This window comes from Oceaniglobus ichthyenteri, assembly GCF_003057885.1.
Classification (GTDB): domain Bacteria; phylum Pseudomonadota; class Alphaproteobacteria; order Rhodobacterales; family Rhodobacteraceae; genus Oceaniglobus; species Oceaniglobus ichthyenteri.
On the sequence record NZ_QAGK01000021.1, the window covers coordinates 21,723 to 37,214 of the forward strand.

Annotated in this window: 14 protein-coding genes; 9 read left to right on the forward strand and 5 right to left on the reverse strand. The window is 61.3% G+C overall.

Annotated elements, in window-relative coordinates; translation table 11 throughout:
• Positions 1-76: 76 nt before the first annotated feature.
• The 4 genes from C8265_RS18595 to sauS all read left to right on the forward strand — a co-directional run bounded on the left by C8265_RS18595 (position 77) and on the right by sauS (position 3,717).
• Positions 77-754 (forward strand): ParA family protein, encoded by a 678-nt coding sequence (locus C8265_RS18595; protein WP_164512392.1) that lies wholly within the window; start codon positions 77-79, stop codon positions 752-754.
• Positions 738-986 carry a hypothetical protein gene (locus C8265_RS18600; RefSeq protein WP_108485494.1) on the forward strand — a complete coding sequence of 83 codons (249 nt, stop codon included), beginning with the start codon at positions 738-740 and terminating at the stop codon, positions 984-986. The genes C8265_RS18595 and C8265_RS18600 overlap by 17 nt, the downstream gene beginning before the upstream one ends.
• Positions 987-1,065: 79 nt before the next feature.
• On the forward strand, positions 1,066-2,268 hold the full coding sequence (locus C8265_RS18605) for an acetyl-CoA C-acyltransferase (RefSeq protein ID WP_108485495.1): 1,203 nt from the start codon (positions 1,066-1,068) through the stop codon (positions 2,266-2,268).
• Between the two features lie 51 nt (positions 2,269-2,319).
• On the forward strand, positions 2,320-3,717 hold the full coding sequence (sauS, locus tag C8265_RS18610; RefSeq protein ID WP_108485496.1) for an acylating sulfoacetaldehyde dehydrogenase: 1,398 nt from the start codon (positions 2,320-2,322) through the stop codon (positions 3,715-3,717).
• A 17-nt stretch (positions 3,718-3,734) separates the two neighbouring features.
• On the opposite strand, the gene C8265_RS18615 is transcribed toward sauS, so the two are convergent.
• Positions 3,735-5,720: a metallophosphoesterase family protein gene (locus tag C8265_RS18615; RefSeq protein ID WP_164512393.1), complete on the reverse strand. Its 1,986-nt coding sequence runs from the start codon at positions 5,718-5,720 to the stop codon at positions 3,735-3,737.
• Between the two features lie 269 nt (positions 5,721-5,989).
• Between C8265_RS18615 and C8265_RS18620 the strand changes: the two genes are divergently transcribed.
• Complete coding sequence (locus C8265_RS18620) at positions 5,990-6,724, forward strand: enoyl-CoA hydratase/isomerase family protein (RefSeq protein ID WP_108485498.1); 735 nt, start codon at positions 5,990-5,992, stop codon at positions 6,722-6,724.
• 40 nt (positions 6,725-6,764) lie between these two features.
• Here C8265_RS18620 and C8265_RS18625 read toward each other — a convergent pair whose 3' ends face one another.
• The 4 genes from C8265_RS18625 to C8265_RS18640 form a co-directional block, all read right to left on the reverse strand.
• On the reverse strand, positions 6,765-8,300 hold the full coding sequence (locus C8265_RS18625) for a tripartite tricarboxylate transporter permease (protein WP_108485499.1): 1,536 nt from the start codon (positions 8,298-8,300) through the stop codon (positions 6,765-6,767).
• Complete coding sequence (locus C8265_RS18630) at positions 8,297-8,788, reverse strand: tripartite tricarboxylate transporter TctB family protein (protein ID WP_108485500.1); 492 nt, start codon at positions 8,786-8,788, stop codon at positions 8,297-8,299. The genes C8265_RS18625 and C8265_RS18630 overlap by 4 nt, the downstream gene beginning before the upstream one ends.
• A 194-nt stretch (positions 8,789-8,982) precedes the next feature.
• Positions 8,983-9,966, reverse strand: a complete 984-nt coding sequence (locus C8265_RS18635; protein WP_108485501.1) for a Bug family tripartite tricarboxylate transporter substrate binding protein — start codon at positions 9,964-9,966, stop codon at positions 8,983-8,985.
• A 51-nt stretch (positions 9,967-10,017) separates the two neighbouring features.
• On the reverse strand, positions 10,018-10,524 hold the full coding sequence (locus tag C8265_RS18640; protein ID WP_108485502.1) for a hypothetical protein: 507 nt from the start codon (positions 10,522-10,524) through the stop codon (positions 10,018-10,020).
• A gap of 163 nt (positions 10,525-10,687) precedes the next feature.
• On the opposite strand from C8265_RS18640, the gene C8265_RS18645 reads away from it, so the two are divergent.
• The 4 genes from C8265_RS18645 to C8265_RS18660 are packed head-to-tail and all read left to right on the forward strand — an operon-like array spanning position 10,688 to position 15,292.
• Entirely contained in the window at positions 10,688-11,461 is a 774-nt protein-coding gene (locus tag C8265_RS18645) for an enoyl-CoA hydratase-related protein (protein ID WP_108485503.1), read from the forward strand.
• 55 nt (positions 11,462-11,516) lie between these two features.
• Positions 11,517-13,646, forward strand: a complete 2,130-nt coding sequence (locus C8265_RS18650; RefSeq protein WP_108485504.1) for an acetate--CoA ligase family protein — start codon at positions 11,517-11,519, stop codon at positions 13,644-13,646.
• Positions 13,647-13,650: 4 nt separating this feature from the next.
• Positions 13,651-14,859 carry a thiolase family protein gene (locus tag C8265_RS18655; RefSeq protein ID WP_108485505.1) on the forward strand — a complete coding sequence of 403 codons (1,209 nt, stop codon included), beginning with the start codon at positions 13,651-13,653 and terminating at the stop codon, positions 14,857-14,859.
• 4 nt (positions 14,860-14,863) lie between these two features.
• A complete protein-coding gene (locus C8265_RS18660; RefSeq protein ID WP_164512394.1) occupies positions 14,864-15,292 on the forward strand; it encodes a Zn-ribbon domain-containing OB-fold protein in 429 nt (142 codons plus the stop codon).
• Positions 15,293-15,492: the final 200 nt, after the last annotated feature.

Consider the following 15,492-nt stretch of genomic DNA (forward strand, 5'->3'; position numbering starts at 1 on the left):
GTAGATATGGCTTCCCATGGATACCCTTTCCATGAATACTCCTTGCACGAGCAGCAAAAACAGAAAGGCCGCACAAATGCCGGTCATCTCCTTCGCGTCGTCCAAGGGCGGCGCAGGCAAGACAACGTCTGCCATCATACTTGCCACAGAACTTGCCCAGGGCACGGATGTGATCCTGATTGACGCCGACCCGGCCGGACGCCTGACGCGCTGGTCCAGGTTACAGGCCCTGCCCGCGCGCACCGCCCTTGTCACCAGCGGCGGCGAGCGCAGCATTCAGGATGAAATCGCAACGGCGCGGACAAAGGCCACCTTTGTCATTGTCGATCTCGAAGGGTCGGCCTCCCGGCTGACGTCTTTTGCGATTTCGGAATCCGATCTGGTGATCATCCCGTCAGGCGATGAACAGCAGGATGCCGATGAAGCGGTCGAAACCCTGGCGCAAATCGCGATGGAGGGCCGGGCGCGGCGGCGCGATATCCCTGCCGCCATCCTGTTTGCCCGCACCAACGCAGCGGTAAAAAGCAAGCTGGAAAAACACATCAACGGTCAGCTTCGCAGTGCCGTGCGGGTGTTTGATACCGAACTCAACCGCCGCACGGCGTTTGCGTCCCTGCACAATGCGGGGGGCGGTCTGCGCCAACTTGACCGCGGCGATGTGAACGGCATCGACAAGGCAATCGTCAACGCCCAGGCCTTCGCTTGCGAAGTCATCGATATGCTGGAGGAAATGCGCCATGCCCAAACCGCTTGATCTGGATCGTTTGAAACAATTCGAAACGCCGCACGAACCTGCGCGGGGCGAACCACGCCCGGCCCCGCCCCCCGAACGCTGGCCCAGCCGGGAACCGGTGCGCGATGGCCAGATCAGCATCAAGGCACCGCTTGATGTGATCGAGCGGTTTCGCAAACTGTGCAAGGATGACCGGCGAACCTATGCTGACATGTTGTCCATCCTCATGGACAATCATGGGCGCACCCGCTGAACATGCACCCATAAAAGGGCAGGGGGCCGTCATCCCCGTTCGCTCCACGTGCCGAAACCGAATGCCCAAAGGATAGCCCATGCTTGATGCTTATATCTATGACGGTTTGCGCAGCCCGATCGGCAGTTCGGGTGGCACGCTTGCCGCCATGCGCCCCGACGATCTGTTGGCCGGGGTGATCCGCCCCTTGCTGGCGCGCCACACGCTTGCGGCCACGGATATTGATGATGTGATCATTGGCTGTGCCAATCAGGCGGGCGAAGACAGCCGGTGTGTGGCGCGTCACGCCGCCCTGTGCGCGGGTCTGCCGGTCGAGGTGCCGGGCACCGTCATTCAACGCAACTGCGGCAGCGGTCTGGGGGCGATGGTGTCTGCCGCCCACGCCCTGACCTCGGGCGAGGCCCGGGTCATCCTGAGCGGTGGCGTGGAAAGCATGAGCCGCGCGCCGTTTGTGATTGCCAAAACCGCCCGCCCCTATGCCCGGCAGATGGAGTGGTACGACAGCGCGGTTGGCGCCCGGTTCCCCAACCCAAAGCTTGAGGCAGAGTTCGGATCGGATTCGATGCCCCAGACCGCCGACAACATGGCCCAGGACCATGGCATCAGCCGCGAACAGGCCGACGCCTTTGCGCTGCGCTCGCAACACGGCTGGGCCAGGGCGCAGGCCAATGGGGTCTTTGCCAATGAAATAACGCCGATCACCCTTCCCGGTGGGCGTGGCCGCCCCGACACCGTGATCGACACCGATGAACACCCCCGCCCCCAAAGTGATGCCGAAACACTTGCCAAATTGCGCCCGCTTTTCCCCGGCGGCGTGACCACGGTGGGCAATGCTTCGGGGTTGAATGATGGCGCGGTGGCGCTGATCATGGGGGGGCAATCGGCGCAAACATGCATCGGCGCGGCCCCGATCGCGCGGGTGCTGGCCAGTGCGGTTGCCGGTGTGGCGCCGCGGATCATGGGCTTTGGCCCGGTGCCCGCCTCGCACAAGGCGCTTGCGCGGGCCGGGCTGTCCCTGTCGGATATGTCGGTGATCGAAATAAACGAGGCCTTCTCGGCTCAGGTTCTGGGCTGTCTCGCCGGGTTGGGATTGGCCTTTGACGATGAGCGGGTAAACCCCAATGGCGGGGCCATCGCCATGGGCCATCCGTTGGGCGCCTCGGGACCGCGCCTTGTGCTGAACGCGATTCATGAAACCCGCCGCCGGGGGGGCAAATATGCGCTGGTGTCCATGTGTATCGGCATGGGTCAGGGGATCGCCCTTGTGTTAGAGGTGGTGTAAGCGCGGCCCCCTTTTGATTGCCGCCTCGCCCCTTGATCACGGAGCCTGCCGATGACCGATGCCCACACCACCATCGCCGCCCTGATTGCCAGGGCGCGTGCCGCAATGGCCGATTTTGCCGATGCCACCCAGGAACAGGCAGACGCGGCGGTGACCGCCCTGGCCTGGGCCATTTACGAACCCACCCGCGCCCGCGCCATGGCAGAGCAGGCGGTGGATGAAACCGGTCTCGGCGATGTGGAAAGCAAGGTGATCAAAAATCAGCGCAAGACCTTTGGCTGCCTGCGCGATCTGATGCGCATTCCCAGCGTTGGCATCATCGAAGACCTGCCCGAACGCGGTTTGGTGAAATACGCCAAACCGGTGGGCGTGGTGGCGGCGGTCAGCCCGTCAACCAACCCCACCGCGACCCCGGCAAACAAGGCGATGTTCGCGATCAAAAGCCGCAATGCGGTGATCATCGCGCCGTCGCCGTCGGGGTGGGGGGCCACCAACACCGCCGTCACCCACATGCGCGCCGAATTGCAAAAGGCCGGGTTTCCCGCCGATCTGGTGCAAATCCTGCCTGCGCCAGTGAACAAGGCCCTGACCCAGGCGTTGATGGAACAGGCCGATCTGGTGGTGGTGACCGGATCGCAAAACAATGTGCGGCGCGGCTATTCCTCGGGCACGCCGACCATCGGGGTGGGGGCGGGCAATGTGCCGGTGGTGATTGATGCCGATGCCGATCTGGAGGATGCGGCCGAAAAAATCTGCCGCTCGAAAATCTTTGACAATGCCACCTCTTGTTCTTCGGAAAATTCGGTTTTGATTCATGATGCGGTGTATGACGCGGCCATCGCCGCCCTGCGCCGTGCCGGGGGGTATCTGTGCAACGGCGATGAGAAATCCCGCATTCGCGATACATTGTGGGAAAACGGCCATCTGAACCGCCGGGTCATCGCGAAAGACGCGGCAACCCTGTGTGATCTGTTTGAACTGCGCCCCGAGGCGCAGGGCGCCAAATTCTTCATGGTCGAGGAAGGCACACCAGACCCGGCCAGCCCGTTCACCGATGAAAAGCTATCCCTGGTGCTGAGCGTGTACCGGATCAGCGATATGGATGATGCGGTGGCGCAATTGCGCACCATTCTGGATGTCTGCGGCAAAGGCCATTCTGTTGGCATTCACACCAACACCCCCGTCCATGCCACCCGGTTGGCCGAAGAGATCGACGTGGTGCGCGTTCTGGTCAATCAGGCCCATACCTTTGCCAATGGCGGCAGCTTTGACAATGGGTTGGAATTTACCCTGTCCATGGGCGGCGGCACCTGGGCGGGCAATTCGATCAGTGAAAACCTGAACGCCCGCCATTTCATGAACATCACCCATCTGGTGCGCACCATCCCCGAGGATCGCCCCGGCGAGGCCGATCTGTTCGGCCCCTATTGGGACCGGTACGGTAAATAAAGCGCCCGCGCGATGGCTTAAGCGATATGCACAACCGGATGCGCGGGGGCCCCTGTGCCCGTGCCGCGCGCCCCGGTTTTGGGGCAAATCCATTCGCCCCCCTTGGGCAAATCGGCGCCCGATGCAAACACGCGCAACACCTGACCTGCAGCGTTGCGCAAGGCCGGTGTGTCGCCGTCTTGTGCGTGCCAATCATCCGCCCCAAGGGCCAGCATCAGCGTTGAAATCAGTTCCGACCCGATGCGCGGGTTGAACCGGCGATCAACCAATCCGGCGCGGGTGAAATAGCCCCGATCGGCATCATCCAGCGTATCCAGAACCACATCCACCCCATGCCCGACCCCGGCCAAAACCGTTTCACCAAAGCGCAGGGCATTGGCCGTGGCATCGCCAAATTCCTCGGCGGGGCTGGCCTCGGTCGATTTGACGTATAGCACCGGCGCCAACCCCGATGCCGATGCAAATTCGCCAAGCGCCCGCGCCGTGACCCAAGGCGAGGCACTGCGCGAAATGGTGAATTGCACCGCGTCGATCAGGCCGGGGTTTTGGGCGGCAAAGGCGCTCAGCTCGTCCATTTCGCCCAGGGTAAATCCATGACTGATCAGGTGGTTGAACCGCGCACCGGTGTGTTTGGCCGCATCGGTGCGGTTGACCCGCGACAGGCACAACGACACGCCCGTGTCAGATTTCAGCGCCTTGATATCGGGGATCAACCCCGCCACATCGTTCCAGCCCAAAACCAGTTCAAGCCGCGCAATCAACCCGGCGTGATCTTTCAACAGCGCCGCCTCGGCGGGGTTGGGCATACCATAGAGATACACCTGAAACCTATGGCCCACCCCACACATCAGCTCCATCCGCCGCCGGGTGGTGGCATCGGCCAGATCCTGAACAGGCACCCGCAACCCGCGCAGGCCCATTTCCCATAATGCCATCACCGGATAATCATTGCGCGCGATCTTGCGGCGAAACTCATCCACCGCGCCCGAGGGCGCCACGCTTAACTCTTCGGCCCAGGCATGGCGCATATCCACCGCAATGCCGGCGCGCAGCGCGGTTTTGACATGGGGGCGGGCGACGATATCGGGGGCCTTTTCATCGCCCTCGGCCAGGGTCGCGCCGTTGCTGCGATGATACCGGGCGACATGGCCGGTTTCATGCACATCCAGGGTCAAAAACCCCAGCTTGGCCGCATCGTTGCGCCCTTTTTGATCGCCCCCCTCAATGCGGTACATTTCGGAATAATCGTGGCGCACGAAACAGGTGGACGGGGTGACATAATATTCGGTTTCGCCAATCAGATCGTACCAGAAATTATGCACATGGGCGCTGAACAACGCCTCGGGCTTGTGGGTGCGGATCAAATCCAACATCCAGCCGCGCCCCGGTTCGTCAATGTTGTCATAACTGCCCGGCTCGTCCTGGCGGGTGATATAGGGCGGATAATGGCTGAACAGAAACATCCGCGCGCCGCTGTGTTCTTGCATATACCCTTCCAGCCAGGCCGCCTGCTGCGCCTCGGCCGGATCGCCGGAATTGATCAGCGGTGAATTGATCACGATGAAATGGCAATCCTCATGGGTGATGGCATAATAATCCTTGCCGAAATGTTGGCGGTACAGGGCGATAAATTCACCGTTCACCATGCCCGCAGGCATCCAGCTGACCGGTTTGTCGCCGATATCGTGATTGCCCGGCACCAGATGCAGCGGTGCGCGCAATTCTTTGGCCAGGTCGTGAAAATTCTCGGCAGCAGGCCCATAGCTGGGCAGTTCGGGCACCGGATTGATCATATCGCCCAGATGGATGATGAACGCCGGATCGACCCTGTTGATCTGCGAAAATACATGGCGCGCGCGCGGATTTGCCTCGGCGTTGGCGGGATAGGGCGAGGCGGAAAAATCCTCTTTTTCGTTCACATGGGTGTCAGAGACAATCGATACCCTGAAAAGGATGGGGCCGTCGGGGCGTTTGTTCTGAAAAGACGGGGCGCGCGTTGCCATGAACAGGTCTCCTGAATGGGGCGTCCTGCCTTGGATCAGCGACATGGACAGCGGGATGAGGGCGCATGAACGTTTCACACACGGCCCCCTCGCACCGCAGCCTAGGCAGCCGCCCCCGCAAGGCAAGAAGATTTTTGGCGCCGGTGCGGCAACGCAGACCTGTTGCCCGAACGCGCGGGGAATGGCACACAAACAAGGATCAGGCGCAGGCGCGCGCGGCCCTCACGGCGGGGCCGGTCATATAAAACGCTCAGAGAACTGGAAAACCGATGGCAGTCACTTATGAATCCCGCGATGGCATTGCGATCATCACGATTGACCGGGCAGAAAAGCATAACGCAATCAACCGCGCGGTGTGTCAGGGGCTGTTGGACGCCTGGGAGCGTTTCGCACGCGACGATGACAAAGTCGCCGTTCTGACCGGCGCGGGCGATCAGGCGTTCTGTGTCGGGGCCGATCTGAAGGATTTTCCCGGCGAAATCTGGCAGGCCCTGCCCAACCTTGCGGTGCCCTGCGACAAACCCATCATCGCGGCGATCAGCGGTTATGCCGTGGGGGCGGGGTGCAGCCTGGCGTTATATTCCGATATGATCGTGGCCAGCGACACCGCCAGCTTTATCTATCCCGAAGGCAAGGTCGGGATATTTCAGGGCATCATGGGCGGTTTTCCCAAAAAGATGCCTTATAACGTCGGGCTGGAATGGGCGCTGACGGGGGATCCGATGAGCGCACAGCGCGCCTATGATATCGGTTTTGTAAACAAGGTCTGTACGCCGGGCACGCAACGCGATGTCGCGCTGGAACTGGCCGGTAAAATCGCCACCAAAGCGCCGCTTGTGGTGCAGGGGTTGAAAAACGTCGCCCTGCAAACCCTTCCGCGCAGCCCGATGGATGATTTTTATCCGCAAAAGCGCCGGCTTGATACCATCGCCAACAGCGAAGACGCCAAGGAAGGCGTCAGCGCCTTTGCACAAAAGCGCCGCCCGGATTTTCAGGGGCGATAAACGCCCCGGTCCGGGGGCCGGTCCGGCCCCCGGATATGTCTCAGCCCGCCGTGCCCTTGGCTGCCTTTTCCGCCGCCTTGCCCCGTTCGCGTTTCTGGCGCGCCTCTCTGAGGGTCGATCTGATGATCAGCACGACGGAAACCGCCGTCAGGCACCAGAACAGGATCGTGATCGGACCCCGGGCAAAGATTTCAAAATCGCCCCGTGACATCAGCATCGATTGTCGGAAACTGTTTTCCAGCATCGGCCCAAGAATGAAGGCAATCAGGAACGGGGCCGCCGGAAACCGCAACAGCAGCATGACATAGCCCACAACCCCCATCACCAGCATCACCGCAACGTCAAAGATCGAGTTGTTGATCGCAAAAACGCCGAAAATACACAAAACCAGAACCCCGGGAAACAGCAGGTTGGCCGGCACATCGGCAATATAGCGAAACGCCCGAATGGCCACCGATCCGATGATCAAAAGCAGGAAGGAACTGGCGATCAGCCCAAGGAACAGGGCATAGACGATATCGGCATTGTTCTGAAACAACAGCGGCCCGGGTGTGAGGTTATGCACCATGAACGCGCCGATGATGATCGCGGTGATCACATCGCCCGGAATCCCCAGCGACAACAGCGGGATCAGCGTGGCACCGGCCACGCCGTTATTGCCCGCCTCGGCGGCGGCCACGCCTTCCAATTCGCCCTTGCCGAACTTGTCGCGGTTGGGCGAGGCGCGCCGCGCCTCGGAATAGGACAGGAATGCCGAAGGTGCCGCGCCAATACCGGGAATGGCCCCCATGAACACCCCGATGGCACTGCCCCGAAAAATCGATTTCAGGCAGCGTTTGAAATCGAACCAGCTTAGCTTGGAATAGCCGATGGTCCTGACCTGAAGGTCTTTATGCCCGGGATTGCGGATATATGAAATGATCTCGGGCAGGGCGAACAGCCCGATTAGAACCGCCACGAAATTCAGCCCGCCGCGCATGTCGATCGACCCAAAGGTGAACCGTTCGGTCCCGCCGATGAAATCCAGCCCGATGGTTGACAGCAACAGCCCCAGCGTGGCCGCCACGACCCCCTTGAGCAGACTGTCGCCCGACACCCCGGCAATGATGGTCAGGGAAAAGAAGATCAGCGTGAACATTTCCGGCGGACCGAAATTCAACGCAAACGAGGCCAGCCAGGCGGCAAAGACGATCAGCGAAATGTTCGAGATGAAATCAGCCAGGCACGAGGCATAAAGCGCCATCGACAGGGCTTCGCCCGCGCGGCCCTGTTCGGCCAGGGGATATCCGTCAAGCACCGTCGCCGATGAGGCCGGCGTGCCCGGTGTCTTGATCAAAATCGCCGGAATAGATCCGCCAAAGATGCCGCCCTTGTACACGCCCAACAGCAGCAAAATCCCGAAAATCGGCTGAAGCGCAAAGGTGAACGGCAGGGTCAGCGCCACCGCCATGGTGGCCGACATGCCCGGAATTGCCCCCGCCACCACGCCAATGAACACGCCAAGCGCCAGAAACAAAAGGCTTTGCCATTGCGCGACCAGAATAAAACCGGCGCTAAGAGCTTCGACAAACGTCATGGCAGCCTCACGAACTGGCCTTGCGGAATGGCAACTCCGGCGACCTTGCTGAAAAAGAAATAAAGCCCAAGGGGCAGAACCACGCCCACAACAAGACCCAGGATCAGATGCTTTGAATTGCTCATCAGCACCAGCAGGATAAACGTCACCATGCAGACCCAGACCATGCCAAACACCGGCAGCGCAAAATATGCACCCATCAAAATGGCGGCCAGCCCGGCAAGGCGCATCAGCTCGGGTGGGCTGGCGGTCTGACTGTCGACAATCACGTCAGGGGGGGGCGGGGTCATCGCCGCGCGCAGGGTCATCGCCGCACCACACAACAGCATTATCCAGCAGATGATCTTTGGCCAGAAACTGGGCGCCAGGGCCCTTAACGGCGGGCGCTGGGGCAGCGCAACATAGGCCGGGATCAACCACCACAAGGTAAGAGCAGACAGCGCCATGACGCCAAGTCCGATCATCAATTCAAAACGTCGCGAAAGCATATGATCTCCGTTGCGGGTTGGCGCATTTCGGCCGGGGCCGAAGGATCGAAAAACAAGGCAGCACAGTCGGGTACACAGGCCCGGGATCTGTTGTGGGTCTTCCCGCGTCGTGTTGTGTGTGACGGTGCTGCATCATATGTCAAAACCATGCCCCACAGCCCCGAACCGGGCCATGGGACAGGGCAGGGTTCAGATCACTTGATTTCCAGATCCAGTTCAACAACCAGACGGCGGAAGCTGTCATAGGCGCTGCTGACGAATTCCACCGACTCCTCGGGTGACATCAACTCAACGATCGAACCGCCCGATGTCATGTATTTCAGGAACGCTTCGTCCTCGACGGCGGCGGCCAGCCATTCGGCCCATTTTCCGGCGGCTTCATCGGTCAGATCGGCGGGGCCTGCAATGCCGGTCCAGCCGACAAGCGCCTTGAGATCGGGCTTGCCCAACTCATCCACGGTGGGCGCGTCAAAGCCATCGATACGCTTTGAGGATGTGACAAGCAGCGGCACCATCTGGCCGCTGTCGACAAACGGCGCGGCGGGCGACGTGCTGCCGCAATAAAAATCCGATGTGCCCTGCAACACCGCCGTCAGGGCCTGGCCATCACCCTCGGTCGGGATGTGGATGACATTCTGCGACAGGTTTTCGACGCCAAACGCCTCAAGCACCATCAGCGGGCCGAAATGGGGCAATGTGCCCACGCCTGCCGAGCTGAACAAAACCTGGCCGGGGTTCTCGTTGACCTTGGTGATCAGCTCTTCAATGGTGGTGATGCCGGAATTGCTGTTGACGACACAGGCGACGGGGTTGATTTCGTAAATGCCGACAAAGCGGAATTCATCCACCGTATAGGGCAGTTTCGGGTTCATCGCCGGGTTCACCGTGTGCGATCCGACCCGCGCCACCAACATCGTATAGCCATCACCATCGGCGTCGCGCACGGCAACCGATCCGATTGCGCCGCCCGCGCCGGTTCTGTTGGACAGAACGGTGGGCTGGGGCATGTGTTTGGTCAATGCCGTTGACAGCGCGCGCGCCGACAGATCGCTGGCGCCACCGGGGCCATAGGGAATGACCACCTGGATCGGACGATCAGGGTATTCAGCAGCGGCCGGTGCGGCCAGAGCCGTTGCGCAGGCAGCACCCATCGTCAGGGCTATAAGGGTCTTTTTCATCTTTTCTCCTCCCAAGTTTGATATTGTGCCGGACGTTGCCGACAGTCGTCCTTATGCGAACCCCGGTTCAGGAACCGGACGGATCAGCATGTCTTTACAGATCGGCACAGGGGCGGGGCGTGTGGGTGTTTTTCCACCCCCCACATCCGTTTTGCGAATCTGTATTTGATTTTTTGTATACAATTCGCTGCCGATACCCGCCCCCCGGCGGGCAAAGGTTTTGAAGCGGGCGCAGACAAAACCAATGCCCCGGCTCAGCCTCCCGTCCTTGGTAATCATGATCTGATTACCTGAACCCACGCGCCGTCCCCCTGCCATTTGCAACCTGTCAACAACGGCATACGCCCCGGGTTTTGTCTGCTCATCCCGCAAGATTTGCTCTCCCTTTGTGAGATAGTGCAATTTAGATCTATCCTGTTCAAGCAAAATAGATTTGCCCTGATGACTGGCGTCTGATCCCGCCTGCCGGGCTCTTGCCGGGCGGGCAAACAGCACGGCGCATTTTGGATCGGGCCGCATTTGGGTCTTGAAACCTCGGACAAATTGTACACGATCCACCTGCGACGTTTTCGCGCCGCCCCTGAAACGGTCCACAAGGGCGTGCCACCCTCATCAAACGGGATGTGCGGCCGCTGAACAGGATTGATGTGATATTGCCTCATCCGGGGCGTGATCTGACCGCGTGCTCCGGTAAATTCTGAACGATGGAAGTGACAATAAAATGACGGATCTGGTACTTGAGACACGCCCCTTTGACGGTGTCGTATTGCTGACGATCAATCGCCCCGAGGCGCGCAATGCGCTCAACACTGCGTTGCGTCATGAACTTACCGACAAGATCGGCGCGCTTGGCCGGGATGACAGCGTGCGCTGCATTGTCATGACCGGCGACAACAAGGCATTCATGGCCGGGGCCGACATCAAGGAAATGCTGCCAAAGGGCACCGCCGAAATCACCCAGTCCAATGTGCGCCGCCTGTGGGCGATCATTGCCGATCTGCCCAAACCTCTGATTGCGGCGGTCAATGGCGTGGCCTTTGGCGGGGGCTGCGAACTGGCCATGCATGCCGATATCATCGTCGCCGGGGAAGGCGCGAAATTCGGCCAGCCCGAGGTGACGGTGGGCGTCATGCCCGGCGGTGGCGGCACCCAACGCCTGCTGCGCGCGGTCGGCAAATTCAAGACGATGAAAATGGTGCTGACCGGTGAACCGGTATCCGGGCGCGATGCGTTCGAAATGGGTCTGGCCAGCGAAGTCGTGGCCGATGACACGGTTTTGCCCCGCGCTCTGGAAATCGCACAGCGCATTGCCGCCCTGCCGCCCCTGGCCGTGCGCCGGATCAAAGAGGTGGTGCTGGCGGGCGAAGACACCAGCCTGGCCGCCGGTCTGATGCTGGAGCGGCGCACCTTTGACACCTTGTTTGACACCGCCGACAAAGTCGAAGGCATGACCGCCTTTGCCGAAAAGCGCCCGCCAAAGTTTACCGGCCGCTAACCCCGCCCCGATTTTCCGCACAAGCCCCGACAGCGCCACAAGGCAGGAGCACGCCATGACAATTTCACCAGACACTTCAACCAAAAGAGACGGGGTGGCCTGTCTGCTGGCGCCCAGATCCATCGCGATCATCGGTGTGTCGCAGGATTTCAACAAACTGAACGGCCGGGTGATGAAATTCCTGCTTGAAAAGGGCTATGAGGGCGAAATTTTCCCGATCAACCCGAAATACCAGGAGGTGGGCGGGCGGCGCTGTTATCCCAGCATTTCCGATCTGCCCGGCCCTGTCGATCTGGCCGTTCTGTCGATCCCGGCGCGTATGGTCGCGGACGAGCTGGAAAATGCCGGGCGGCAAGGTGTGCGCGCCGCGGTCGTGTTCAGTTCGGGGTTTGGCGAAATGGGCGAAGAGGGCAAGGCGCTGGAAGAGCAGATCCTTGACATCGCACGGCGCCATGACATCCGGCTGTGCGGCCCCAATACCCTGGGCCTGATCAACAGCTTTGAAAAGGTCTATGCCACCTTCACCCAGTTCGGGATGGGCGAAACGCCCAGCGGACCAATCGGGTTTGTCACCCAGTCGGGGGCCTTTGGCACCGCGATTGCTGCCTTGGCGCGGCGGCGGGGGCTGGGCCTTGGGTATTTTGTCAACACCGGCAATGAATCCGATGTCACCTTTGCCGATGTCGCCACCCATGTGATGGCCGATGAGCGGATCAGGGTCGGCGCGGGATATATCGAAGGTCTGAAAGACGGGCCCGGCTTTGTCGAGGTGGCGAAAAACGCCCTTGAGGCGGGCAAACCCTTTGTCGTGACCAAGGTGGGGCGCACCGCGTCGGGCGCGCGCGCGGCCGCCTCGCACACCGGATCATTGGCCGGGGAACACCGGGTGTTTGAAGGCATTTCAAACCAGTTCGGGGTTTGCCGGGCGCGCAACGAAGAACAGATGCTGGATCTGGTGGATATGTTTTCCACCACCCCGGTGCCCCGGGGGCGGCGCGTGGCGATCATCACCCAATCGGGGGGGGCGGGCGTGTTGATGACCGACCGCGCCGCCGATCTGGGGCTTGAGGTGCCGGATCTGGCCCCAACAACCAAGGCGCGCCTGGCCGAGGTGCTGCCGTCCTTCGCCGCACTTGGCAATCCGGTGGATGTGACGGCCCAGTTCATTTCCGACCCCTCAATGTTGAAGGAAAGCGTCAAGGCGGTGCTGGCCGACCCCAACATTGATATTGCGGCGATCTGGCTGCAACTGATGGATGGGTTTGTTGAACCGCTGACGCAGATTTTCCGCGAACTTCTGGCCGAAACCGAAAAACCGTTTGTGGTGGCCTGGGTTGCGGCGCCCGAACACGGGCTGAAGGCGCTGCGCGATCTGGGCATCTGCACCCTGCGCGGCGGCGAACCGGTGATCGACGCCATCGATGCGCTGTGCACCTGGGGCACGGCGCGCGATCGCTGGGCCGCCGACGCACCCGCCCGGGCGGCGCGGGTGTTGCCGGATCCGGGCCTGAGCGGTGGGCGCGGGCAGTTGGGCTCTGACATTGCGGGGGCCTGTCTTGAGGCGGCAGGCGTGCCATTGGCGCGCGCCCGTCTGGCCAAGGATGCCGAAGCCGCCGTTACCGCCGCCGACACGCTGGGATATCCTGTCGCGCTGAAGATTGAATCCCCCGACATTGCCCACAAGACCGAACTGGACGGCGTCGAAATCGGCCTTGCCGACGCCGATGCGGTGCGCGCGGCGGGCAACCGGATTCTGGCCCGGGCGCGCGAACTGGCCCCGAATGCGCGGCTGTCGGGCCTGTTGGTGCAGGAAATGAAATCCGGCACGGTCGATCTGGTGGTCGGGCTGCGCAACGATCCGGTGTTTGGAATGGTGGTGATGGTGGGCCTTGGCGGCATTCTGGTCGAGGTTCTGGAGGATGTGGCATTCCGCAAGGCCCCCGTGACCGAGGCAGAGGCCGATGAGATGCTGTCGCGGTTGCGCGGTGCGGCGATTCTGGATGGGGTGCGCGGCAAGCCCGGCGTGGATCGCGCGATGGTGTCGCGGTTCATTGCGCGGGTATCGGAATTTGGCGCCGCCAACGCCGCCCACCTGGAAGAGCTTGATCTGAATCCCGTTCTGGCGGGCCCCGAAGAAATTGTCGCGGTCGATTGGCTGCTGGTGGAAAAACAGGAACAGGAGTGACGTGATGAAAGGCAAGACAGCCATCGCAGGGGTGGGGCGCACGCCCTACAGCCGGGCCAAACCCGATGAACGGATCCTGACCGTTGACGAATATATCGCCTGGGCGGCGGAACTGGCGCTGGAAAGTGCGGGCATGTCGAAAAAGGATTTCGACGGTCAGGGCTTTGCCGTCTCCCACGCCGAAGCGGCCCACACGGTCAACTGGGCCTCGGCCACGGCCGAAAACCTGGGCTTGTCGCCCAAGTCAATTCTGCGCGGCGATCAGGGCGGGGCCAGTGCCGCATCGCTTTTGGTGCGGGCCTCGGCGATGATCGAGGCGGGCGTCGTTGACCGGTTTCTGATCGTGGGTGCCGATACCCCGCTGACGATCCCGTCGATTGCGCCGGGCCTGCCCCTGTCGCCCGAACGCACCCGCGGGGTGTATTGGGATTTTCAGGGCCCGTTCGGCGTGATGGGCGCCACCGCGCAATTCGCCATGAGCCAGCGGCGCTATATGGAACAGGCCGGAATTACCGAACAGCAACTTGGCAAGATCGCATCCACCACCCGGTATCACGCATCGCTGAACCCCGGCGCAATTTACCGCACGCCCTATGATGTCGAGGAATACATGGCATCGCGGATGCTGTCCGATCCGATCCGCCTTTATGATTGCGTGCCGATGGTGAATGGCGGGCTGGCCTATATCGTGACCTCGGCCAAGACCGCGCGCGCCGCGGTCGAGCGGCCGGCCTTTATGCTGGGCCATGCCGAGTTGAACAACTATTACGCCGGGCCGCGCAGCCACCCCGACATCACCGGCACCGGCTTTATCGAAACCGGGCCCGAGGCCTTTGCCATGGCCGGGATCACGCCAAAGGATGTGGATGTGTTCCTGCCCTATGACGATTATCCCTTTGTCGTCATGTTGCAACTGGAACACTATGGATTTTGCAAACGCGGCGAAGGCGGGCAATACGTCGAAAACACCGATTTCACCTTCAGGGGTGATCTGCCCCTGTCCACCGATGGCGGGCAGTTGTCGGGCGGGCAACCGGGGGGCGCGATTGGCGGCTTCATGCCCATCGTCGAGGCCGTGACCCAGATCCGCGGCGAGGGTGGCGAACGCCAGGTCAAGGATGCGCAGATCGCCCTGGCCTCGGGATTTGGCGGCATCACCTATGGGCGCAACGCGCGCAGCTGCGTTTCCATCGTGTTCGGACAGGAGGGGTAGACCCATGAGCAAGACCATCACCGGAACACCGCTGCCGGAAATCACCGACCAGACCAGACCATTCTGGGACGCGGCCAATGAAAACAAACTGGTCATGCAGAAATGCACCCGGTGCGGCACGGTCAATTTTCCACCCAAACCCTGGTGCATCGAATGCGGCAGCCGCGATATCCCCTGGACCGAAGTCGGGCCAGGCGGCACCGTCTATTCCTTTACCATCAGCCGCAGCGTGGCAATGAACTGGCCCGACTGGGACAAACAGCTGCCGGTTATCCTGTGTCTTGTCGATGTTGATGACGGGGCGCGGATGTATGCCCAGGTGGTGGATTGCGCGCCTGAAAAAATCGCCATCGGCATGCGGCTCAAGGCCACCTTTGCCCCGATCGGCGATGGGGTGTCGATCCCCAAATTCGTGCCTGCCGACACGGCATGATCGGGGCCTGACCCTTTGCCAACAGGTTGTGCGCTCTGCGCCTTGCGGATCGCACGACCGTCTTTTCAGGGAACCCGGGCGGCGGCCTGTTCAAATTTCACCCCTGCCAAATCAAGGTCAAACCGATGACATTTACAGAACCCGCCCGCGAAACCCTTGATCGGGCACGGATGAAAGGCGCAAGTTTCAATTGGGAAGAT

Excerpts from the sequence above, each read along its gene's own strand:
- C8265_RS18660 (WP_164512394.1), top strand. The coding sequence starts at position 14,864 with ATGAGCAAGACCATCACCGGAACACCGCTGCCGGAAATCACCGACCAG.
- C8265_RS18595 (WP_164512392.1), top strand. The coding sequence starts at position 77 with ATGCCGGTCATCTCCTTCGCGTCGTCCAAGGGCGGCGCAGGCAAGACA.
- C8265_RS18625 (WP_108485499.1), bottom strand. The coding sequence starts at position 8,300 with ATGACGTTTGTCGAAGCTCTTAGCGCCGGTTTTATTCTGGTCGCGCAA.
- sauS (WP_108485496.1), top strand. The coding sequence starts at position 2,320 with ATGACCGATGCCCACACCACCATCGCCGCCCTGATTGCCAGGGCGCGT.
- C8265_RS18615 (WP_164512393.1), bottom strand. The coding sequence starts at position 5,720 with ATGGCAACGCGCGCCCCGTCTTTTCAGAACAAACGCCCCGACGGCCCC.
- C8265_RS18605 (WP_108485495.1), top strand. The coding sequence starts at position 1,066 with ATGCTTGATGCTTATATCTATGACGGTTTGCGCAGCCCGATCGGCAGT.
- C8265_RS18645 (WP_108485503.1), top strand. The coding sequence starts at position 10,688 with ATGACGGATCTGGTACTTGAGACACGCCCCTTTGACGGTGTCGTATTG.
- C8265_RS18655 (WP_108485505.1), top strand. The coding sequence starts at position 13,651 with ATGAAAGGCAAGACAGCCATCGCAGGGGTGGGGCGCACGCCCTACAGC.
- C8265_RS18620 (WP_108485498.1), top strand. The coding sequence starts at position 5,990 with ATGGCAGTCACTTATGAATCCCGCGATGGCATTGCGATCATCACGATT.
- C8265_RS18635 (WP_108485501.1), bottom strand. The coding sequence starts at position 9,966 with ATGAAAAAGACCCTTATAGCCCTGACGATGGGTGCTGCCTGCGCAACG.
- C8265_RS18630 (WP_108485500.1), bottom strand. The coding sequence starts at position 8,788 with ATGCTTTCGCGACGTTTTGAATTGATGATCGGACTTGGCGTCATGGCG.
- C8265_RS18600 (WP_108485494.1), top strand. The coding sequence starts at position 738 with ATGCCCAAACCGCTTGATCTGGATCGTTTGAAACAATTCGAAACGCCG.
- C8265_RS18650 (WP_108485504.1), top strand. The coding sequence starts at position 11,517 with ATGACAATTTCACCAGACACTTCAACCAAAAGAGACGGGGTGGCCTGT.